The organism is Pseudomonas sp. 2725, from assembly GCF_050434585.1.
Classification (GTDB): domain Bacteria; phylum Pseudomonadota; class Gammaproteobacteria; order Pseudomonadales; family Pseudomonadaceae; genus Aquipseudomonas; species Aquipseudomonas jessenii.
The window spans coordinates 184,779-207,395 of the sequence record NZ_JBNDIV010000003.1 but is presented as its reverse complement, the minus strand read 5'-3'; the positions used below and the strand labels follow the sequence as shown (position 1 = coordinate 207,395).

Below are 22,617 nucleotides of genomic sequence, written 5' to 3'. Positions count from 1 at the left end.
CTACTCTCCACCAAGATCGGAAAAGGGTTTAAGCCCACTCAATAATCCATATAAACCGTGCAACGGCACGGGCAACCAGGCGGGGCGATTTTCCGCCTCATAAGCCACTTCATACGCCGCCTTCTCCAGACCGAACAACGCCAGCGCGGCATCCTCGCCTTCGGGATCTTGCCATGCATGGGCAAGACTAGCTGCCGCCAGCCGATAAGCGTCGACAAATGCTTGCCGCGCCTCGCTCAAGTAGCGATCGGTGACCCGCAAGCGCGCGGCATCGGCCGCTGCGGTGTTATCGACGCTCTGCACGTTGATCGCCATCGCCGCCGCATAGTCGAAGGACCGCAGCACGCCGCTGACATCCTTGTACGGGCTGTGTTTGCCCCGTCGTTCATGCAATGGCCGGGCCGGTTCGCCTTCGAAGTCGATCAGGTAGGCATCGCCCTTGATCACCAGCACCTGCCCCAGGTGCAGGTCGCCGTGTACACGAATGCGCAAGCCGCCCGCGATCTTTTTGCCCAACGCCTGTAAATGGCCGAGGATGGCTTTCTTGTTGTCCAGTAAACGACCGACCAGGGTCTGGTCCGCCGGGTCAAGTTGATGTTTATGCTGCTTGAGCAAGTTCAGCGCGCGCTCGATTTGCGCCGCGACATCCTTGGCCGAGGCCAGCGCCTCCTTCTGCGTAGTGACCTGGGGCAAAAAGTCCGGGTTGGCACTCGGCGCCGCCAGCACCTGGTGCATTTCCCCCAGACGCTGACCAAGCATAGCGGCGAAATCTTTCAGTTCGCCGAGCGCGTTGTAATGCTGTTCCTGCTCGGACACGGCGTCGGCCAGTTCATCACGAAGCGCCCGTTCGAGGTTGTTCTGGGTCCATTCCCAGGCGTCGCCCTGATTGCTCAGGTAGCCTTGGGCGATCATCAGCAAATTATCTTCACCCGCCCCGTCCCGGCGCACCACGGCCCCCAGCAATGGTGAAATATTGCTGAACCCGGCTTGCGTCAGGTACGCGCTCATTTCCAGCTCAGGGTGCACGCCGCAGGCGACCTTGCGGATCAGCTTCAGCACCAGGCTGTTGCCGATCACCACCGAGCTGTTGGACTGTTCGGCCGACAGGTAACGCACCGGCGACTCGGCATTGAGGCCGAGTTTTTCCAGTTCGGCGGTGGACTCGAAGCGAATGTCGCCATCGCTGGAGGCCAATACGGTGCCGGCCTGAATGCCCTGCAATACGGCATGCACAAAGGTGTCCAGGCTGAAGGCATCGGTGATCAGGCCGACCTGGCGCCCACGCCGTACCCGCGACAATGCCAATTGCTGCGGCAAGGGAGTACCGACCTGATCTTCCGAGATAAAACCGAACGGCAACTGGTAGCGGCTGCTCTGGCCACCGCTGGTGACATTGATCTCGCTGAACAGCACCGGGTGCTGCGGATCGCCGAATCGCACGCCATAGGCCAGTTCGACCTGTTCGATGGCGGCGTCCTTACCTGCGAACCAGCGGCGGTTCTGCAACCAGTTGGGCAGGATGCTTTGCTCCAGCGTGGTGCGTGACGGCGCTTCGAGCAGTTCCTCCATGCGTTTTTTCAGTACCAGCGTGGTGAAGTCCGGCAGGCTCTGTGCGGGTTCCACGTGCCAGCTCGGCATCTGATTTTCCGCGGCGAGGCCGAACCAGTAAAAGCCGTAAGGCGCCAGCGTGAGGAGGAAATTGAGCTGGCCGATGGGCGGGAATGCGTTACCCCCGAGCATTTCCACCGGCACCATGCCGACGTAGGCCGACAGATCCAGCTCGGCGGCCTGGGCGCTGCGCGACACGTTGGCCACGCACAGAATGATTTCGTGTTTGCCGTCCACCCCGGTGTATTCACGGGTGTAGGCCAGAATCCGCCGGTTGCTGGGCGACAGCATCTTCAACGTACCGCGCCCGAAGGCCTTGGAATGCTTGCGCACGGCAAGCATGCGCCGGGTCCAGTTCAATAGCGAATGCGGGTCGCCAGCCTGGGTTTCGACGTTGACCGACAGGTAGCCGTATTGCGGGTCCATGATCGGCGGCAGCACCAGACTCGCCGGGTCGGCTCGGGAGAAACCGCCGTTGCGGTCGATGGACCATTGCATGGGCGTGCGCACACCGTCGCGGTCGCCGAGGTAGATGTTGTCGCCCATGCCGATCTCATCGCCGTAATACAGGGTCGGCGTGCCGGGCATGGACAGCAGCAGGCTGTTGAGCAGCTCGACCCGACGGCGGTCGCGTTCCATCAGCGGCGCCAGACGCCGGCGAATCCCCAGGTTGATCCGCGCCCGGCGGTCGGCGGCATAGTAATTCCACAGGTAATCGCGTTCCTTGTCGGTGACCATTTCCAGGGTCAGCTCATCGTGGTTGCGCAGGAAGATTGCCCATTGGCAGTTGGCGGGTATATCCGGGGTCTGGCGCAGAATGTCGGTAATCGGGAAACGATCTTCCTGGGCCAGCGCCATATACATGCGCGGCATCAACGGGAAGTGAAAGGCCATGTGGCATTCATCGCCGTTCAGGCCTTTCTTGTCGGTGTCGCCGAAGTACAACTGAGTATCTTCCGGCCACTGATTGGCCTCGGCCAGCAACATGCGGTCGGGGTAGTTGGCGTCGATTTCCGCACGGATCTTTTTCAGGACGTCGTGGGTTTCCGGCAAGTTCTCATTGTTGGTGCCGTCGCGCTCGATCAGGTAGGGAATCGCGTCCAGGCGCAAGCCGTCGATGCCCATGTCGAGCCAGTAACGCATCACCGACAGCACCGCTTTCATGACTTGCGGGTTATCGAAGTTCAGGTCCGGTTGGTGGGAGTAGAAACGGTGCCAGAAGTATTGGCCGGCGACCGGGTCCCAGGTCCAGTTGGACTTCTCTGTATCGAGAAAGATGATGCGGGTGCCATCGTATTTTTGATCGTCATCGGACCACACGTAGAAGTCCCGCGCCGCCGATCCGGGTTTGGCCTTGCGCGCCCGCTGGAACCACGGGTGCTGGTCGGAGGTGTGGTTGATGACCAGTTCGGTGATCACCCGCAGGCCGCGTTTGTGCGCCTCGGCAATGAAGCGCCTGGCATCGGCCATGGTGCCGTAGTCGCTGTGTACGCCCCGGTATTCGGCGATGTCGTAGCCGTCATCGCGCCGTGGCGAGGGATAGAACGGCAACAGCCAGATGGTGTTGACGCCCAGGTCGGCGATGTAATCGAGCTTGGCGATGAGGCCGGGAAAGTCGCCAATCCCGTCGTTGTTGGAGTCGAAATACGATTTGACGTGGACTTGATAGATCACCGCGTCCTTGTACCAGAGCGGGTCCTTGATGAACGTGGCTGCCTTGGGTTTCTTCGCCATGTGCAACTCCTGGTGAATTCGACTTGGCCACAGGCTGAGGATCCCCTGTGGTGAGGATGCTTACCTGTGGCGAGGGGGCTTGCCCCCGTTCGGCTGCGAAGCAGTCGTCAATACAGCGACTTGGTGTGTTGGAAAGAAAGAGCGGGGCCGCTTCGCGACCCAACGGGGGCAAGCCCCCTCGCCACAGGCAGCCCCCTCGCCACCGGCAAGCTCGCTCCCACAAGTTCAGCGTCTACGCGGTAATGCGCCAAATCCCGAACGGCTGGTAAGCCGGGTCGATCCGCATGAACTGCTGCTTGCCGTGCCAGGTCCAGCGATGACCATTCATCAAATCTTCGCCCTGGGTGCTGGCGTAGTCAGGCAAGCCCATGTCCCACAACGGCAACTCGAAGTTCGCTTCCTGCACGTTGTGCGGATCGAGACTGACCGCCACCAGAATGAAATTGACCCCATCGGCGCTGCGCTTGCCGAAGTACAGGATGTTGTCGTTCCAGGCGTTGTAGACCTTCAGGCCCAGATGCGTGTGCAACGCCGGGTTCTGCCGTCGGATGCGGTTGAGCTGGGCGATCTCGGCAATGATGTTGCCCGGCGCATTGAAGTCCCGCGGGCGGATCTCATACTTCTCGGAATCGAGGTATTCCTCCTTACCCGGTACCGGTGCCGACTCGCACAACTCGAAACCCGAATACATGCCCCACAGGCCCGAGCCCATGGTCGCCAGCACGGCGCGAATGAGAAACCCGGGACGCCCGGATTCGTGGAGGAACGCCGGGTTGATGTCCGGTGTATTGACGAAGAAATTCGGCCGGTAGCATTCTCGCCACGGCGATTCGTTGAGTTCGGTGAAGTAGGTCGCCAGTTCGGCCTTGGTGTTACGCCAGGTGAAATAGGTGTAGCTCTGGGAGTAACCGACCTTGCCCAGGCGCGCCATCATTGCCGGGGTGGTAAAGGCTTCGGCGAGGAAGATCACCTCGGGGTACAGCGCCCGTACATCGGCGATCAGCCATTGCCAGAACGGCAACGGCTTGGTGTGCGGATTATCGACGCGAAAGATCTTCACGCCCTCCTCGACCCAGCCCACCACGATGTCGCGCAGTTCCACCCACAGGCTCGGAATCGCCTCGGGGGTATAGAAGTCGACGTTGACGATGTCCTGGTATTTCTTCGGTGGGTTCTCCGCATATTTGATCGTGCCGTCCGGTCGCCAGTTGAACCAGCCGGGGTGTTGCTTGAGCCATGGATGGTCCTGGGAACACTGGATGGCAAAATCCAGGGCGATTTCCAGACCATGGGCCGCGGCGGCCGCCACCAGTCGGCGAAAGTCTTCGCGGGTACCCAATTGCGAGTGAATCGCCTCGTGCCCGCCTTCCTCGCCACCAATCGCATAGGGGCTGCCCGGATCATCGGGACCCGCCGTCAGCGAGTTGTTCGGGCCTTTGCGGTAGCTGCGCCCGATCGGGTGGATCGGCGGGAAATACAGCACATCGAAACCCATGTCCTGGATCATCGCCAGCCGCGTATGCACGTCATTGAAGGTGCCATGGCGCGTCGGGCTGTCGGTGATCGAGCGCGGGAACAATTCATACCAACTGGCGAACTGCGCCAGTTCGCGCTCGACATCCACCGGGTACTCCGGGCTCAGGCTCAGGTAGGCGCGATGATTGACGCGGGCCATGAGATCGGCGCTACGCGGGTGCAAAAACAGTGCGACCTGCTCGGTTTCGAGCAGTCCTGACAGTTCATGGTGCAAGGCCGCCAGTTGCTCGCTGAGTAGCCCTTCGCTACGTTCGGCAGCCTGCTGGACATGAATCCGCCCTTCCTGCAATTCCAGACTGACGGGTACTGCCGCCGCATGCTTCTTTTCCAGCTCATGGCAAAAACTGGCGAACTGATCGATCCAGGCTTCGATACAGAACAGATAACGGCCCTGGCTGTCGACCCGGAACTGCCCTTGCCAGCCGTTATTGCCCAGGTCGTTCATGGCCGCGCTTTGCCAGGCGTCCTCGTCCTCGGCCCGCCAGCGCACGCGCACCGCCAGCTTGTCATGCCCGTCGGCGAAGACCTTGGCCGTCACCACCACGTCCTGCCCCACCACGGCCTTGACGGCGAATTGTCCGCCTTCAAGGATCGGCATGATGTTTTCAATGACGATACGCGGCAGCAACAACGCCTGCGACAGCGGCATGTGCGGGTTGTAGCTCAACTCAGTCGGTTTTTCAGCCGTCATCGAGCCTCTCTCCTTACGCCCCATGGACGCGCTTGTGTCTGGTCGCCACCCCGCCGGGCAATCCGCCCCGGGATGCACTCACTTAGGTTCCGAGCGACAGCCGCCGGGAAAGTTTCATCGGCAATTATCGGAATCAAGTCCTTCGCGCCGCGGTCAACCAATCAGTCCACCTACTTAAGCACGACTCACGCCATGTGCCACCGGAGGCTTGAACAATGAACAATCCATTCCCGGCTGAAACCCCCGATCCCAACATCGACAACCCGGTGATCCCACCCAGCGATCCGCAACCGGTGCCCGAACAGGATCCGCCCGGCACGAACCCGCCACCAAGGGAAGAACCGCCAACGACGATGCCGCCGGTGATTGTGCCCCCTGAATGACGACAGTTGATCGCTCCCATACTGACGGGGAACGATCTCATTGGTGATCCTTGTCGATCAGTTTCACAATCCCCGGCATCACACTGAACACTCCCAGCGCCAACAACGTACTGAACACCGCCGTCGCCTCCCGGCCCAGCCCGGCCGCGACGCCGATGGCGGCGGTCATCCACAGGCCGGCGGCGGTGGTCAGGCCCTTGACGTGCCCCTCATCGCCGTCGCGGTTTTTCAGGATAGTGCCAGCCCCCAGGAAGCCGATCCCGGCAATCACGCCCTGCACCACCCGGCTCATGGCATCGGCCTGTGAGCCGGACATCTGCGGCACCAACACGAACAGCGCCGCCCCCATTGCCACCAGCATGTGGGTGCGCACGCCGGCGGCCTTGCCCTGGTGTTCACGCTCGAACCCGAGAATTCCGCCCAGCACCGCGGCCATCAACAGGCGCACGGTCACTCGCGTCAATTGCGAGGCATCGCCAATGTCGGCGAACTCGCCTTGCAGCGTCACCCAGACTTCGTGCCACCAAGTGTTCATGGGATTGTCCTTGTGAGGGGCCATGGACGGTGGACCGCAGCGACCATTAATCAGTTGCACAGAACGATGACCGGCGGTTGCGGCCTGAAACTTTAGTTTCCACTGAAAAAAGGATCCCGCCATGACCGTACGCATCGAGAACCAGACCTGCTTTTTCACCACTGAAAATGGCGAACTCATTCGTCTGTGTCCCGACGTGACCATCATCACCGACGGTGCCATGGCCATGTCGGCAGTGGACATCGAAGGCGAGCGCATCTACATCACGGAAGCCGAGGCCGACGCCTTGACCGTCGCAGGCGCGGTGGATGGACGCCGGCACCTGAAAGCTACCGACAGTGGTTCGGTGATTTGACCGGGTTTGATCCGCACTTGCCGCCGCTGCTTTGCAAAGCTCCATGGACCCTGCAGCGGTGGCTGCTTCAAGTTGTCGCAGTCCGTGCAAACATGGCCATCTGATCCGCTTTTTAATGCAATACCTGAGTCTGTTATGCAAACAGATCGCCGCTCATAGTGCTCATGCCTGATGGAGGCTGATGAGCGAATGACCATGAGCGAAAGAATCCCCGTCCGAACCGTAGAAACATTCGAGCCTTCGCGCCCCAAGATGAAGGCCAAATCCAGCGACAACCTGATCCACACCCGCAGCTTCACCGGGCTATACCGCAACCTGCGCATCAGCGGCGCCGGTTTTCTGTTTGTGCTGTTTTTCGGCACCGTGTGGCTGAACTGGGGCGGCCGCCAGGCGGTGCTCTGGGATCTTTCGCAAAGCAAGTTCCATATCTTCGGCGCGACCTTCTGGCCACAGGATTTCATCCTGCTCTCGGCGCTGCTGATCATCGCCGCGTTCGGCCTGTTTGCAATCACCGTGTTCGCGGGCCGGGTCTGGTGCGGCTACGCCTGCCCACAAAGTTCATGGACCTGGATCTTCATGTGGTGCGAGAAGCTCACCGAAGGCGAACGCAACCAGCGGATCAAGTTGCAAGCCGCGCCGTGGGGCCTGAACAAGCTGATGCGCCGCGCGGCCAAGCACACCTTGTGGCTGGCCATCAGCCTGCTGACCGGCCTGACCTTCGTCGGCTACTTCACGCCTATCCGGCCGTTGGCCGAAGAGCTGCTGACCTTCCAGATGAGTGGCGTCAGCCTGTTCTGGGTGCTGTTTTTTACCGGCGCCACGTACATCAATGCCGGTTGGCTGCGTGAAGCGGTGTGCATGCACATGTGTCCCTACGCGCGGTTCCAGAGCGTGATGTTCGACAAGGACACCCTGACCATTTCCTACGACGTGGCCCGCGGCGAGAGTCGTGGCCCACGCAAGCGCGAAGTCAAACCGGCCGAGGTCGGGCTGGGTGATTGCATCGACTGCCAGCTATGCGTACAGGTCTGCCCCACCGGCATCGATATCCGCGACGGCTTGCAGATGGAATGCATCGGTTGCGCGGCGTGCATCGACGCCTGTGACTCGATCATGGACAAAATGGGCTACGCCCCAGGGTTGATCAGCTACACCTCCGAGCATCAGTTGCAGGGTGGCAAGACGCACCTGCTGCGCCCACGTCTTGTCGGCTACACCGCCGTGCTGCTGGTGATGATCGCAGCCCTGGTGATGGCGCTGGTGGAACGACCGATGGTGTCCCTTGATGTCAGCAAGGACCGGGGCCTGTTCCGCGAGAACAGCCAGGGGCAGATCGAAAACATCTACAGTCTGAAGGTGATCAACAAAACCCAGCAGCGTCAGGACTATCAATTGAGCCTGGTGGATGCCGATGATTTCCAGTTGCAGGGCAGGACCGAATTCAGCCTGGCGCCGGGCGAAATTGTCGATGTGCCGGTGTCGGTGGCGATGCTCACGGAGCGTCCGGCCAGCAGTTCACAGAGCCTCGGCTTCAAGGTGGTCGACAGCGATGACCCTGGCGTCTACAGCGTGGCGAAGAGCCGGTTTGTGGCGCCAATGAATCGCTGAGCCTTTAAGATGCTGACCTTGGTGAAGTGCAGTCTTGTTTTGGCAATGCAAGCCCCCTCGCCACAATTAATCGAACAGACTCCATTGCGGGACACCGATGAAACGCTACGAAAAATTCGCCGACGACATCGCAGAACTGATCCGCTCCGGCGTCCTGGGTCCCGGCCAGCGGGTGCCGTCGGTGCGCTACGCCAGCCAGACCTACGGGGTCAGCCCGTCGACGGTGTTCCAGGCCTATTACCTGCTGGAGCGTCGCGGCCTGATCCGCGCTCGGCCGCGCTCCGGCTATTTCGTCAACGCCCACGCACCCCGGCCGTTTTCCGAGCCGGTGATCAGCAATGAGGTCAACGAGTCGACGGAAGTAGACGTCAGCGAACTGGTGTTTTCGGTGCTCGACTCGATCAAGGACCCGAACACCGTGCCCTTCGGCTCGGCGTTCCCCAGCCCGACGCTGTTTCCCCTGCAACGTTTGTCCCGCTCTCTGGCCAGCGCCAGCCGCGACATGGATCCGCGCATGGTGGTCACCGACATGTCGCCGGGCAACCCGCAACTGCGCCGGCAAATCGCCCTGCGCTATATGGTCGGCGGGCTGATGTTGCCCATGGAGGAACTGCTGATCACCAACGGCGCCCTCGAAGCCTTGAACCTTTGCCTGCAAGCGGTGACCGAACCCGGCGATCTGGTGGCCATCGAAGCCCCGGCGTTCTACGCCTGTCTGCAAGTACTCGAACGCCTGAAACTCAAGGCCGTGGAAATTCCCGTGCACCCGCGCGATGGCATCGACCTTGGCGTGCTCGAGCAAACCCTGGAGCGGCATCCGATCAAGGCCTGCTGGTGCATGACCAGTTTCCAGAACCCCATGGGCGCGACCCTGCCCGAGGCCAAGAAACAGCAGCTTGTGGAATTGTTGCGGCGCCACCAGGTGCCGCTGATCGAAGACGATGTCTACGCCGAACTCTATTACGGCCAGCAAGCCCCGAAACCGGCCAAGGCCTTTGATACCGAAGGCCTGGTGATGCACTGTGGTTCATTCGCCAAGAGCCTGGCCCCTGGCTACCGCATCGGCTGGGTGGCTGCCGGGCGTTACGCACAGAAAATCGAACGGCTGAAACTCATGACCTCGCTGTGCGCCTCGATGCCGGCCCAGGCGGCAATCGCCGATTACCTGCAACACGGCGGCTATGACCGGCACCTGCGTAAATTGCGCCACGCCCTGGAAGACCAGCAAAGCGCCATGCTCGCCGCCATCGCCCGCTATTTCCCGGCGCAGACGCGGGTCAGTCAACCGGCCGGCGGGTACTTTCTGTGGCTGGAATTGCCGCAGCAGATGGATTCGTTGAAATTGTTCCAGATGGCATTGGCGCAAGGCATCAGCATTGCACCGGGGCCGATCTTTTCACCGACCCAGCGCTTCAGGAATTGTATTCGGTTGAATTACGGCAGCCCGTGGACCGAGGACTCGGAGAAGGCGATGGAGACGTTGGGGCGGATTGTGCGGTCGTTCTGACAGCGCCATGTCGTTTTATAAATTGCTATCGCGAGCAAGCTCGCTCCCACAGGTTTCTCTGTACACACAAGATTTGTGAGCACTTGAGATCCACTGTGGGAGCGAGCTTGCTCGCGATGAGGCCAGCGCAGACAACGCTCGTCTCAGGAACTAACGCCCACCACCAAGATCAACAAAAGTCCCCGTCGCATAAGAAGCCTTGTCCGACAACAACCAGACAATCGCCTCCGCCACTTCATCCGGACGGCCGCCCCGCGCCATCGGAATCGCCGATTCCAGCTTGCTGACCCGATCCGGATCGCCGCTCAAGGCATGGAAATCGGTGTAGATGTAACCCGGACGCACGGCGTTGACCCGAATCCCCTCACCCGCCACTTCCTTGGACAGGCCGATGGTGAAGGTGTCCAGCGCGCCTTTGGACGCTGCGTAATCCACGTACTCGTTGGGCGATCCCAAACGCGAGGCGACCGACGATACGTTGACGATGCTGCCGCCCTGCCCGCCGTGCCTGGGCGACATGCGCAGGATCGCGTGCTTGGCACAGAGCATCGGCGCCAGGACGTTGGTTTTCATGATTTTGAGAATGCGGAACTCGGACATCTCGTCGACCCGGGACTTCTGCCCGACGGTGCCGGCGTTGTTCACCAGCGCGGTGACCCGCCCCAGTTCACTGTCCACCCGATTGAACAGCGCGATCACTTCGTCTTCGATGCTGACGTCGGCCCGTACCGCAATGGCTTGCGCACCGAGGGCGCGGACTTGCTCCAGCACGCCGAATGCAGACTGTTCGTCCGCCTGATAGTTGATGCAGATCCGATAGCCCTGCGCGGCGGCCAACAGAGCGGTGGCGGCACCGATGCCGCGGCTACCGCCAGTGATGACGATGACTTTGTCCATGCGAGCTTTCCCCCAATCAAAGCTTAAGCGGTCGGGGGCAAGAATAACCGCCATTGGCGGTTTTTGCATGGCTTCACATCAGCTGTCATGTCATCGACATCTCGCGCCTGGCACTGGCTTTCAACTGCTCGACCAACTGCTCCCCGCGATGGATTTCCACCATGAAACCTGCGGCCGGCAGCGGATGCCCCAGCAGGTAACCCTGCAACGAATCGCAGCCGAGCTGAGTCAGGAAGTCCTGCTGCACACCGGTTTCCACGCCTTCGGCGACGATGCGCAACCCCAGCGCTTGCCCGAGGGCGACGATGGCCGAAACGATGGCGGCGTCATCGCTGTCGCGCTCCAGGTCCCGGACAAAACCGCGGTCGATCTTCAGCTCGTTGGCCGGCAGGCGCTTGAGGTACATCAAGCTCGAATAGCCGGTACCAAAATCGTCGATGGACAGGTCGACACCCATTTCCGACAGTTCCTGCAGCACCGTCATGCTCGCATCGGCATCGCTCATGGCGGTGGTTTCGGTGATTTCCAGGGTCAGGCTGTTGGGTGGCAGATGGTGCGTCGCCAGCGCCCTGGCGACGCTCTGGACCAGCCCGGCATGGCAAAACTGAATGGCCGAAAGGTTCACCGCGATGCGCCAGTCGGTGTAGCCCAGCACGTACCACTCGCGCATCTGACGGCAGGCTTCGTTGAGCACCCACTCGCCGATCGGAATGATCAGCCCGGTTTTTTCCGCCAGTTCGATGAATTTGTCCGGCAACAGCATTCCTTGAGTCGGGTGTTCCCAGCGCAACAAGGCCTCGGCGCCCACCGGCCGGCCATTGGCGGCGTCGAACTTGGGCTGGTAATGCAGGCTGAACTCCTGCTGTTCCACGGCATTGCGCAGATCCTGCAGCAATTGCAGCTGTTTGCGGGCGTTGTTGTTCATCGAGACATCGAAAAAGCTGTAGCCGTTTTTACCCGCGCCCTTGGCGTGGTACATCGCCGCGTCGGCGTTCATCAGCAGTTCGTGGGCGGACTGCCCGTTACCCGGGTAGAGCGCGATGCCGACGCTGGCGGAAATGTGCAAATCATGTTCGGCAACCCGGAACGCGCGCGCGATCAACCCGACCTGACGGGCCGCCAGGTTCAAGGCGTCGTTCTGTTCGCTCAATTGCACCAGCAACACGAACTCATCGCCGCCGATCCGTGCCAGGGTGTCCTGGCTGCGCAAGTCTTCGCGCAGGCGCAGGGCCACTTCGCGCAACAACAGATCACCCATGTGGTGGCCGAAGGCATCGTTGACCGGTTTGAAACCGTCCAGATCGATGAACATCAGGGCAAAGCACCCCCCTTCTTCCCGGACCCGCGACATGGCCTGATCGATTCGATCGGCGAGCAACGTCCGGTTCGGCAGCCCGGTGAGGGTGTCGTGCAGGGCCAATTGGGTCAGTTCACGGTTGGCCTCGGTCAGCGACTGGGCCAGGCTCGCGGTGCGAGCCTCCAGGCGTGCATCGAGGATCGAGGTCAGCAGGGCAATGCTCAGCACCGCCAACGTGGTGATCAGCACCAGGTTGTCCAAGCCATTGCCGCTCAATCCATTGACCGCCGCGCCACAGAAACTGCCGTCGGCAAAGCGTGCGGCGGCCATCCCGGTGTAGTGCATGCCGACGATGGCGATACCCATGATCACGGCGGCACCACCACGGATCAGACGGACATAAGGCGTGTGCTGGCGCAGATGGAAAGCGATCCACAATGCTGCGCCCGAAGCACCGACAGCGATCAGCAGCGAGGCGCCGAACAGCGTCGGGTCATAGTCGATTCCCGGTTGCATGCGCATGGCAGCCATGCCGGTGTAGTGCATCGCGCTGATGCCGGCGCCCATGACCAACGCACCAAAGGCCAGTTGCCAGGCCGGCAATTGCGGCTGGCTGACCAGCCACAGCGCAAAGCCGCTGGAGAGCACGCCGATCAGCAACGACAACAGGGTGATGGTCCCGTCGTACCCCAGGTCGATCGGCAACTTGAACGCGAGCATGCCGATAAAGTGCATCGACCAGATGCCGATGCCCATGGCAACGGCCCCGCCCGCAGTCCACAAATGCACGGCGCGGCCTTTGGCGGTGGCAATGCGTCCGGTCAGGTCGAGTGCGGTGTATGAGGCGAGAATCGCTACACAGAGCGAAATAATGACCAGGGTGGGGGAATAGCTGCCGATGAGCATGGAGACTTCTCGCGAAAGCCCCCTTGTTAATGGCTTTCATTCTCGGGTGGGGGCAAATGCGGCGATTGTACTGATTCCAAATGAGAACGCACTCACAAAATGAGCAAAGGGCCATCAGCCCGATGAAACGCTTGTTTTAAGGTTTTACATTAACTTGCTTCAAGCTGCCGGCACCTGACAAAACCTGTGGGAGCGAGCTTGCTCGCGATAGCGGTGGGTCAGGCAACATCCATGCTGAATGTGACGCAGCCATCGCGAGCAAGCTCGCTCCCACAGGGATTACGCTATCGGTTTTCGCTCACCTCAAGCTGCCCGTCCCAGCCACCCCCCAACGCGGCAATCAACTGCACACTGGCTATCAGGCGGCTTTGCAACAGGTCCAGGTTGCTGCGTTCATTGTTCAGCGCCGCCGCCTGGGTCACCACCACATCGATGTACGCGATCAAACCGGCCTTGTACTGGTTCTGGGTCAGGCGCAACGATTCACGGGCGGCATCCAGTGCCTGTTGGCGCACGACGGCTTCATCCTCAAGCACCTTGAGCTGCACCAGGTAGTTTTCCACTTCGCGGAATCCGTCCAGTACGGTCTGGCGGTACTTGGCCACCGTTTCGTCATAGGCCGCTTCACTGCGGTCGACTTCCGCCGAGCGCTGGCCACCGTCGAACAGGGTCATGGCCAATTGCGGTCCGACCGACCAGAAGCGGTTCGGCAGGCTGAACAAGTCTTTCGAGGTACTGCTGCTGTAACCACCGTTCAAGCTCAGGGTCAGGTCCGGGTAATAGGCAGCCTTGGCCACACCGATGTTGGCGTTGGCGGCCATCACCGAGCGCTCGGCCGAAGCGATGTCCGGGCGACGCTCCAGCAACTGCGAAGGTAGCGCCAGCGGTACTTGCGGCAATTGCGGGATGTCCTGGCTTTGCGCCAGGCTGAACTCGGCCGGCGGCAGGCCGATCAGCACAGCGATGGCGTTCTCGAACTGGGCGCGTTGCCAGATCAGGTCGATCATATCGGCTTCGGTGCTTTTGAGCTGTGTCTGGGCCTGGGCCACCGCGTCCTTGCCCGATACGCCTGCGCGGTACTGGTTTTCGGTCATCTTCAACGAACGCTGATATGCCTCGACCGTGTCCTGGAGCAAGCGTTTCTGGCCATCGATCACGCGCAGTTGCAGGTAATTCTGCACCAGCTCCGACTGTTGACTCAGGCGCATGGCCGCCAGATCGGCAAAGCTTGCCTGGGCATTGGCGGTGTCGGCTTCGAGGCCTCGGCGCAGCTTGCCCCATACGTCCGCTTCCCAACTGACGCCCGCCTGGGCCGAGTACGTGTCGCGAATACCGCTGGACGAACTGCTCAGGCTGGAACTGCTGCTGCCGGTGCCCTGGCTTGAACGGTTCTTGCTGACGTTCAGGTCCACCGTCGGGAAAAACGCCCCGCGTGCACTGCGCACCAAGGCCTGGGCCTGGCGGTACTGCGCTTCGGACTGGGCGACGGTCTGGTTGGCGCTGTTGAGTTTTTCGATCAGGTCGTTGAGCTGCCGGTCGCCATACAACTCCCACCACGCGCCACGCGCCAGGGCATCACTCGGGTTGGCCTGACGCCAGCCCTCCGCTGCCTTGTACTGCGCAGGCTCCGCGGTTTGCGGGCGCTGGTAATCCGGGCCGACGGCGCAGGCACTGAGCATCGCCACGCACAGTGACAGGCTCAACAGGCGCGAGCCTCGAGCCGTGATCAGCGGTGCAGCCAGGTTGAAAAGCGAACGGTCAGTCATAGCGGAGTTTCCAGAGCAACATCAGTACGCACCCCGCGCCATTTATTGAAGCGATGGCGCAGGTTGTCGAGATAGAGGTAAACCACCGGGGTGGTGTAAAGCGTCAGTACCTGGCTGAAGATCAGCCCGCCGATGATGGTCAGGCCCAGCGGCTGGCGCATTTCCGCCCCTTCGGCGCGGCTCAGCAGCAACGGCAAGGCACCGAGGATCGCCGCCAGGGTGGTCATCAGGATAGGTCGCAAACGTTGCAGGCAGGCGCTGCGGATCGATTCCAGCGGTGCCATGCCCTGGTTTCGTTCCAGTTGCAACGCCAGGTCGATCATCAGGATCGCGTTTTTCTTCACCACGCCGATCAGCAGAAACAGCCCCAGCAACGAAATCAGGCTGAACTCGCCGCCCAGCGCATAGATCGACAGCAACGCGCCGACCCCGGCCGACGGCAGGGTCGAGAGAATCGTCAGCGGGTGAATGTAGCTTTCGTACAGCACACCCAAGACCAGATACACCGCCACCAGCGCCCCCAGAATCATCCACGGCTGACTTTTTTGGGTCGCCGCGAAAGCGTTGGCTGTGCCGGCCATTTTCGCGATCACGTCTTCCGGCAGGCCGACCTTGGCAATCGCCCGCTCGATGGCGGCACCGCCCTGCTCCACGGTCACGCCTTCGGCCATGTCGAAGGCAATGCTCTCCGAAGCAAACTGGCCTTCGTGGCTGACCCGGTCGTTTTCCAGGCTGTTTTCGTAATGGGCGATGGTCGACAGCGGGATTCGCGCGCCGTCAGCGGTGATCACCTGGACTTGCGTGAGGGTGATCGGGTCCTGGGCGTATTTCGGATTGACCTCCATCACCACCTGATACTGGTTAAGACTGTCGTAGATGGTCGAAATCTGCCGCTGACTGTAGGCGTTGTTCAGCACCGCCGTGACCATGTCCATGTCGACACCCAGGCGCTTGGCCTGGTCACGGTCGACGATCAGGGTCACTTGGCGGGCGCCCCGGCCTTCCCGCGCATCGATCGCCGTCAGCTCCGGCAAGGCCCTGAGCGCGGTGACGACTTTCGGATACCACTCGCGCAATGCCCCCAGATCCCCGCTCTGCAGGATGTACGAGTATTGCGAGGTGGTCTGCTCACGGCCACCACCGAATTGCAGGTCCTGGTCCGCCATGAGCATCAGTTGTGCCCCGGGAACCTTGGGCATTTCCTTGCGCAGGCGTTCGATGACTTTCTGCGCGGAAATGCTGCGCTCCTTGATCGGCTTGAGGCGCACCAGCATGAAGGCGTTGTTGGTGCCGTTATTGCCGCCAATGAACCCGGCGACGCTTTCTACCGCCTCATCCTTCAACACCGCCCGACGGAAAATCTCCATCTTCGGCTGCATCACGCTGAACGACAGGCCGTCGTCGCCGCGCACGAAACCGATCAGTTGACCGGTATCCTGCTGAGGTAAAAACGTTTTAGGAACAACCACATACAACGCAATATTCACGCCGATTGTCACGAACAGGCTGAGCAAGGTCAGGCGCTTGTGGCGCAGCACCCAGTCGAGGCTGGTGGCGTATTTGCCGACCATCCAGTCGTTGGTCCGCCGGCTCCAGCGTTGCAGGCGGTTCTCCTGCCCCGGCGTGTGCGGCTTGAGCCAGCGAGCGCAGAGCATCGGGGTCAGGGTCAACGACACCACCAGCGAGACCACGATGGCCGCCGCCAGGGTGATGGAGAATTCGCGGAACAGGCTTTCGATGATCCCGCCCATGAACAGGATCGACAGGAACACCGCCACCAGCGACACGTTCATCGACAGCAAGGTAAAACCGACTTCCTGGGCGCCGAGGTACGCGGCCCTCATCGGCCGCACGCCTTCGTCGATGTGCCGGGAAATGTTCTCCAGCACCACGATGGCATCGTCCACCACCAGCCCGGTGGCCAGGATCAGCGCCATCAGCGACAGGTTGTTCAGCGAAAAACCGTAGAGGTACATCACGGCAAAGGTGCCGACCAGCGACACCGGCACCGCCAAGGTCGGGATCAGCGAGGCACGGAAGTTACCGAGGAACAGGAACACCACCAGGATCACCAGCGCCACGGCGATCAGCAGGGTCATTTCCGCCTCGTGCAGCGTGGCCTTGATCACCGGCGAGCGGTCCATCGCCAGGTTCAGCTTGACGCTGGCCGGCAGCACCGCCTGCAACGCCGGCAGCTGGGCCTTGATCTCGTTGACCGTCTCGATGATGTTAGCGCCGGCCTGGCGGTTGATGACCAGCAGCACTGCCGCGTCGTCGTTGAAGAAACCGCTGTTGTAACGGTCCTCGACGCCATCGCTGACCTTGGCCACATCCTTCAGGCGCAGGGCCGCGCCACCGTTGTAGTGGATGATCAGCGACTCGTAGTCCTTGGCTTTTTCCAGCTGATCGTTGGCCTGGACCTGCCACAGCCGCTGATCGTCTTCCACCGAGCCCTTGGGCCGGCGCACGTTGGCATTGGCGATGGTGTTGCGTACATCGTCCAGGGCCACGCCGTACTGGTTCAATGACTGCGGTTCAAGCTCGATGCGTACCGCCGGCAACGAACTGCCGCCGATCTGCACCTCGCCGACGCCCTGCACCTGGGACAGGCTCTGGGACAGGATGGTCGATGCCAGGTCATAGAGCTGGCCTTTTTCCAGCACGTCCGACGTCAGCGACAGCACCATGATCGGCGCCTGGGACGGGTTGACCTTCTTGTAGGTCGGCATGCTGCGCATCCCGCTCGGCAGCAGGGTGCGCGAGGCGTTGATCGCTGCCTGCACTTCCCGCGCCGCGCCGTTGATGTCGCGGTCCAGGTCGAATTGCAGGATCACCCGGGTCGAACCCTGGCTGGACCGGCTGCTCATGGTGTTGACCCCGGCAATGCTGCCGAAGGAGCGCTCCAAAGGCGTGGCCACGGTCGACGCCATCACCTCGGGGCTGGCCCCGGGCAGGCTGGCCTGGACCACGATCACCGGAAAGTCCATTTGCGGCAGCGGCGACACGGGCAGCAAACCGAAGCTCACGCCGCCCAGCAGCATGATCGCCAGGCTCAGCAGCATGGTCGCGACCGGGCGCTTGATGAAAGGTCCCGAAAGGTTCATGGCTGCTCTACCGCTTCCACGGACTCAGGCTTGCGGCCCCAGCGCCGACCGAGACGGTCGAAGTACAGATAGATCACAGGCGTAGTGAACAGCGTCAGAATCTGGCTCAGCAACAGGCCGCCGACCATCACCAGACCCAGCGGTTGGCGCAGTTCCGCGCCGGAACCGGTGGCCAGCATCAACGGCACGGCACCGAACAAAGCCGCCAGGGTGGTCATCAGGATCGGCCGGAAACGCAGCAATGCTGCCTGATAGATCGCCGTTTGCGGGTCCATGCCCTGGTTGCGCTCGGCGTCAAGGGCGAAGTCGATCATCATGATCGCGTTCTTCTTCACGATGCCGATCAACAGGATGATGCCGATGATCGCGATCATGCCCAGGTCGTTGCCGCTGAGGATCAACGCCAGCAAGGCGCCCACCGCCGCCGAAGGCAAGGTCGAAAGAATGGTGATCGGGTGGATGTAGCTCTCGTAGAGCACCCCCAGCACGATGTACATGGTCACCACCGCCGCCAGAATCAGCAGCAAGGTGCTTGACAACGAAGCCTGGAACGCCTGCGCTGCGCCCTGGAACTGGGTCTGCACGCCAATCGGCATGCCGATGTCCTTCTGCACCTGCTCGATGATCTCGACCGCATGCCCCAGCGCCACGCCGGGCGCGAGGTTGAAGGACATCATCACCGCCGGGAACTGGCCGATGTGGGTGATCGCCAGTTGCGCCTGACGCTCCTCGACATGCGCCAGGCTGGACAGGCGCACCTGACCGCCATCGGTGGTCTTGACGTGAATCTGCTCCAGCGCCTGCGGGCCGATCTTCTCACCGGACTGCGATTGCAGCACCACGCGGTACTGACTGGCCTGGGTATAGATCGTAGAAATCTGCCGCTGACCAAAGGCGTCGTACAGCGCGTCGGTGATGTTCGACACCGACACACCGACCCGCGACGCCGCATCGCGGTCAATCACCAGATAGACCTGCAAGCCCTTGTCCTGCAAATCGCTGGCGACGTCGGTCAATTCCTGCCGGTCGGCCAAAGCCTCGACCAGACGCCCGCTCCACAGGCTCAGCAGCTCCGAGTCCGGCGACGACATGCTGAACTGATACTGCGTGCGGCTGACCCGGTCTTCGATGGTCAGGTCCTGCACTGGCTGCATGAACAGGCGGATGCCGACCAGTTTGTCCAGTTCCGGTTGCAGGCGGGCAATCACTTGCATGGCGCTCAGGTCGCGGTCGTTGTGCGACTTGAGGTTGATCAGCAACCGGCCGCTGTTGAGGGTCGAGTTGTCGCCATCCACGCCAATGTAGGAGGACAGGCTCTCGACCGCCGGGTCGGCCAGGATGACCTTGGCCAGTTCCTGCTGGCGCTCGCTCATGGCGGCGAAGGAAATCGATTGCGGCGCCTCGGAAATGCCCTGGATGACGCCGGTGTCCTGCACCGGGAAGAAGCCCTTGGGCACCACCATGTACAGCAACACCGTCAGCGCCAAGGTGCCAATGGCCACCATCAAGGTCAGCGGCTGGTGCTTGAGCACCCACTGCAACTTGCGCCCGTAGGCGGCGATCATCCAGTCGATGAACGCACCGCTGGCACGGTAGAAGCGGCCCTGCTCTGCTTCCTTGGGTTCACGTTTGAGCAACCGCGCGCACATCATCGGCGTCAGGGTCAGGGAAACGACCAGGGAAATCAGGATCGCCACCGCCAGCGTAATGGCAAATTCGCGGAACAAGCGACCGACCACGTCCGCCATGAACAGCAGCGGAATCAGCACGGCGATCAGCGACAACGTCAGGGAGATCAGGGTGAAACCGATCTGCTTGGCGCCCTTGAGCGCCGCGTTCAGCGGGCTGTCGCCCTCTTCGATAAAACGCGAAATGTTCTCCAGCATGACGATCGCATCGTCCACCACGAAACCGGTGGCGATGGTCAGGGCCATCAGGGTCAGGTTATTGACCGAGAACCCAGCCAGGTACATCACGCCGAACGTACCGATCAGCGACAGCGGCACGGCCACCGACGGAATGATCGTGGCGCTGGCGCGACGCAGGAACAGGAAGGTGACCATGACCACCAGGGCGATGGCGATCAGCAATTCGTGCTGCACGTCCTTGACCGAGGCGCGGATGGTCTGGGTGCGGTCGGTCAGCACCACCACGTCGAGGCCGGCTGGCAGGTTGTCGGTGATGCTCGGCAGCAGGGCCTTGATCCGGTCCACCACCTCGATCACGTTGGCGCCGGGCTGACGCTGGATGTTCAGCAGCACGGCCTGGTTCTCGTTGGCCCACGCCGCGAGCCGCTCGTTCTCGGCGCCGTCGACGATCTCCGCCACGTCCTTGAGCCGCAACGGTGCGCCGTTGGCGTAGGCCAGGATCAGGTTGGCGTAGTCCTTGGGCGACGTCAGTTGATCGTTGGCATCGAGCATCGAGACCCGGGTCGGGCCGTCGAAGTTGCCTTTGGGCTGGTTGACGTTGGAGGCGCCGATCAGCGTGCGCACATCCGACAGGTTCAGGCCGTTGGCCGCCAAAGCCTCGGGATTGACCTTGATCCGCACGGCCTGGCGTTGACCACCGGCAATGCTGACCATGCCGACGCCGCTGATCTGGGCAATCTTCTGCGCCATGCGCGTATCGACCAGATCGTTGAGCTTGGGCAACAACATGGTCTTGGAAGTGATGGCCAGGGTCAGCACCGGCGTATCGGCCGGGTTGACCTTGTTGTACACCGGCGGTGCCGGCAGGTCCTTGGGCAACAGGTTGGTCGCGGCGTTGATCGCCGCCTGCACTTGCTGCTCGGCCACGTCCATGTTGATGTCGAGGCTGAACCGCAGGGTCAGCACCGACGCGCCGCCGGAACTGGTGGACGCCATTTGCGTCAGGCCGGGCATCTGCCCGAACTGCCGCTCAAGTGGCGCGGTCACCGCGCTGGTCATGACATCCGGACTGGCGCCGGGGTACAAGGTCATGACGCGAATGGTCGGGTAATCGACCTGGGGCAACGCCGACACCGGCAGCAACCGGTAGGCGATGACGCCGGCCAGGATAATCGCCAGCATGCTCAGCGTGGTGGCTACCGGGCGAAGGATGAACAGCCGCGAGAGATTCATGCGCCGCCCTTTTTCGCCTTGTCGGTGGTCGCAGGCTCAGCCGCGTTGACCGCCGATTTGCCTTGCAGGTGTTCGGTCGGCGTGGTCGGCACGTCCTGGCTGTCGTTGACCACCTCCACATCGCTGCCGTCTTTCAGGCGGTCAGTGCCTTCCAGTACGACCCGATCGCCCGCCGACAGTCCTTCGGTGACCACAGTGTTCAGGCCGTCGCTGGCGCCGACTTTCAACTGACGGATCTTGACCTTCTTGTCACCGTCCAGGACATAGGCGAACGTGCCGTTGGTGCCGAACTGGATCGCGGCGGAAGGCGCCAGTACCACGTCTTTGAGGGTGTCGGCCAACAGGCGCACATTGACGAACTGGTTGGGGAACAGCGACTGATCGCGGTTCTCGTAACGGGCCTTGAATTTCAGGGTGCCGGTGGTGACGTCGATCTGGTTGTCCAGGCTCTGCAGCACGCCCGTGGCTTGCAGTTTGGTATCACCGCGGTCCCAGGCTTCAGCCGGCAGTTTGGCGCCGCTGCGATAACGGGCCAGCACGGTGTCAAGGCTGTTTTCCGGCAGGGTGAAGGCCACGCTGATCGGTTGGGTCTGGGTGATGATCGCCAATGCAGTGGTGTCGTTGGCCGCTACCAGGTTGCCGACGTCCAGTTGACGCAGGCCGACGCGACCGGTAATCGGGGCGCGGATCCTGGTGAATTCGAGGTTGAGCCTGGCGTCGTTGACCGCCGCCTGATTGGTCTTGACCGTGCCCTGGAACTGACCGACCAGCGCTTCGGCGGTGTCCAGGGTCTGCTTGGCAATACTGTCTTCGCGGTACAGGCCGCGATAACGCTCGACGTCGACCTGGGCGTTTTTCAGCTGCGCCTGATTCTGCAGCAAGGTGCCCTCGGCCTGAAGCAAGGCATTCTGGTAAGGGCGCGGGTCGATTTCGACGAGCATGTCGCCGGCCTTGACCATCTGCCCTTCTTCGAAATAGATCTTGACCAACTCACCGCCAACGCGACTGCGGACATTGATGGTGTTGAGCGCCGTGACCGTGCCCAGAGCCTTGAAATACAGCGGGAAGTCACCGGTGACTGCCGGAGCCACTCGCACCGGCACCGGCCCGGACGCGCCACCGAATCCCGGGCGCATCCCGCCCGACCTGCCGGTATGCCCGGCGACGGCTTTCTGCCCCGCAGCCTCTTTGGGTGCAGCGCTGCCGGGCCAAAATTTCCAGCACAGGCCAGCGATGACCAGCAGGACAAGCAGGCCGAACAGCCAGCGACGAGGACTACGGGAAGCGGAGGATTGCATTGAGTGATCAACCATTGGGCGCGTGGGCTTTTTTACATGAGGCTGAACGATAAGCACTGGCGGGTCTTAAGCAAAGCGCCTTTACCGGCAATTTACCTTCGGCTTACGTAGCAGGTGTTTTATCCAAGACACTGAATCACAAATGAAAACGGCCTGGACAGAGGGTAATGCTGCTCAATGCAGGAGCGAGCTTGCTCGCGATGGTTGTTAACGATAGCGCATGTCTACTGACGAAACGCGGCGTTCTTGAGTCCATCGCGAGCAAGCTCGCTCCTACAACAGCATTTTTGA

At 61.5% G+C, this 22,617-nt stretch carries 13 protein-coding genes; 4 read left to right on the top strand and 9 right to left on the bottom strand.

The window, feature by feature from the left end:
- Nucleotides 1-3,342, bottom strand: a complete 3,342-nt coding sequence (gene treS / locus ABIE16_RS08800; RefSeq protein WP_429520911.1) for a maltose alpha-D-glucosyltransferase — start codon at nt 3,340-3,342, stop codon at nt 1-3.
- Nucleotides 3,343-3,574: 232 nt separating this feature from the next.
- Nucleotides 3,575-5,569 carry an alpha-1,4-glucan--maltose-1-phosphate maltosyltransferase gene (locus ABIE16_RS08795; RefSeq protein ID WP_429520910.1) on the bottom strand — a complete coding sequence of 665 codons (1,995 nt, stop codon included), beginning with the start codon at nt 5,567-5,569 and terminating at the stop codon, nt 3,575-3,577.
- Nucleotides 5,570-5,784: 215 nt separating this feature from the next.
- Between ABIE16_RS08795 and ABIE16_RS08790 the strand changes: the two genes are divergently transcribed.
- On the top strand, nt 5,785-5,952 hold the full coding sequence (locus ABIE16_RS08790) for a hypothetical protein (RefSeq protein ID WP_167362862.1): 168 nt from the start codon (nt 5,785-5,787) through the stop codon (nt 5,950-5,952).
- Between the two features lie 37 nt (nt 5,953-5,989).
- Here ABIE16_RS08790 and ABIE16_RS08785 read toward each other — a convergent pair whose 3' ends face one another.
- Nucleotides 5,990-6,487: an MgtC/SapB family protein gene (locus ABIE16_RS08785; RefSeq protein ID WP_057714964.1), complete on the bottom strand. Its 498-nt coding sequence runs from the start codon at nt 6,485-6,487 to the stop codon at nt 5,990-5,992.
- A gap of 121 nt (nt 6,488-6,608) precedes the next feature.
- Between ABIE16_RS08785 and ABIE16_RS08780 the strand changes: the two genes are divergently transcribed.
- From ABIE16_RS08780 to mapR, 3 genes are all read left to right on the top strand, one after another.
- Nucleotides 6,609-6,842, top strand: a complete 234-nt coding sequence (locus ABIE16_RS08780; RefSeq protein WP_057714965.1) for a DUF3203 family protein — start codon at nt 6,609-6,611, stop codon at nt 6,840-6,842.
- Between the two features lie 195 nt (nt 6,843-7,037).
- On the top strand, nt 7,038-8,450 hold the full coding sequence (gene ccoG, locus ABIE16_RS08775) for a cytochrome c oxidase accessory protein CcoG (protein ID WP_429520909.1): 1,413 nt from the start codon (nt 7,038-7,040) through the stop codon (nt 8,448-8,450).
- A gap of 97 nt (nt 8,451-8,547) precedes the next feature.
- On the top strand, nt 8,548-9,957 hold the full coding sequence (mapR, locus tag ABIE16_RS08770; RefSeq protein ID WP_057714966.1) for a GntR family transcriptional regulator MpaR: 1,410 nt from the start codon (nt 8,548-8,550) through the stop codon (nt 9,955-9,957).
- 150 nt (nt 9,958-10,107) lie between these two features.
- On the opposite strand, the gene ABIE16_RS08765 is transcribed toward mapR, so the two are convergent.
- The 6 genes from ABIE16_RS08765 to ABIE16_RS08740 form a co-directional block, all read right to left on the bottom strand.
- Complete coding sequence (locus ABIE16_RS08765) at nt 10,108-10,854, bottom strand: SDR family oxidoreductase (RefSeq protein ID WP_057714967.1); 747 nt, start codon at nt 10,852-10,854, stop codon at nt 10,108-10,110.
- 85 nt (nt 10,855-10,939) lie between these two features.
- Nucleotides 10,940-13,057 carry a putative bifunctional diguanylate cyclase/phosphodiesterase gene (locus tag ABIE16_RS08760; RefSeq protein WP_057714968.1) on the bottom strand — a complete coding sequence of 706 codons (2,118 nt, stop codon included), beginning with the start codon at nt 13,055-13,057 and terminating at the stop codon, nt 10,940-10,942.
- 284 nt (nt 13,058-13,341) lie between these two features.
- Nucleotides 13,342-14,823 carry an efflux transporter outer membrane subunit gene (locus tag ABIE16_RS08755; protein WP_223502207.1) on the bottom strand — a complete coding sequence of 494 codons (1,482 nt, stop codon included), beginning with the start codon at nt 14,821-14,823 and terminating at the stop codon, nt 13,342-13,344.
- Nucleotides 14,820-17,927 (bottom strand): efflux RND transporter permease subunit, encoded by a 3,108-nt coding sequence (locus tag ABIE16_RS08750; RefSeq protein WP_090455060.1) that lies wholly within the window; start codon nt 17,925-17,927, stop codon nt 14,820-14,822. The genes ABIE16_RS08755 and ABIE16_RS08750 overlap by 4 nt, the downstream gene beginning before the upstream one ends.
- A complete protein-coding gene (locus ABIE16_RS08745; protein ID WP_429520908.1) occupies nt 17,924-21,028 on the bottom strand; it encodes an MdtB/MuxB family multidrug efflux RND transporter permease subunit in 3,105 nt (1,034 codons plus the stop codon). The genes ABIE16_RS08750 and ABIE16_RS08745 overlap by 4 nt, the downstream gene beginning before the upstream one ends.
- Nucleotides 21,025-22,341 carry an MdtA/MuxA family multidrug efflux RND transporter periplasmic adaptor subunit gene (locus ABIE16_RS08740; RefSeq protein ID WP_429520907.1) on the bottom strand — a complete coding sequence of 439 codons (1,317 nt, stop codon included), beginning with the start codon at nt 22,339-22,341 and terminating at the stop codon, nt 21,025-21,027. The genes ABIE16_RS08745 and ABIE16_RS08740 overlap by 4 nt, the downstream gene beginning before the upstream one ends.
- Nucleotides 22,342-22,617 lie beyond the last annotated feature (276 nt).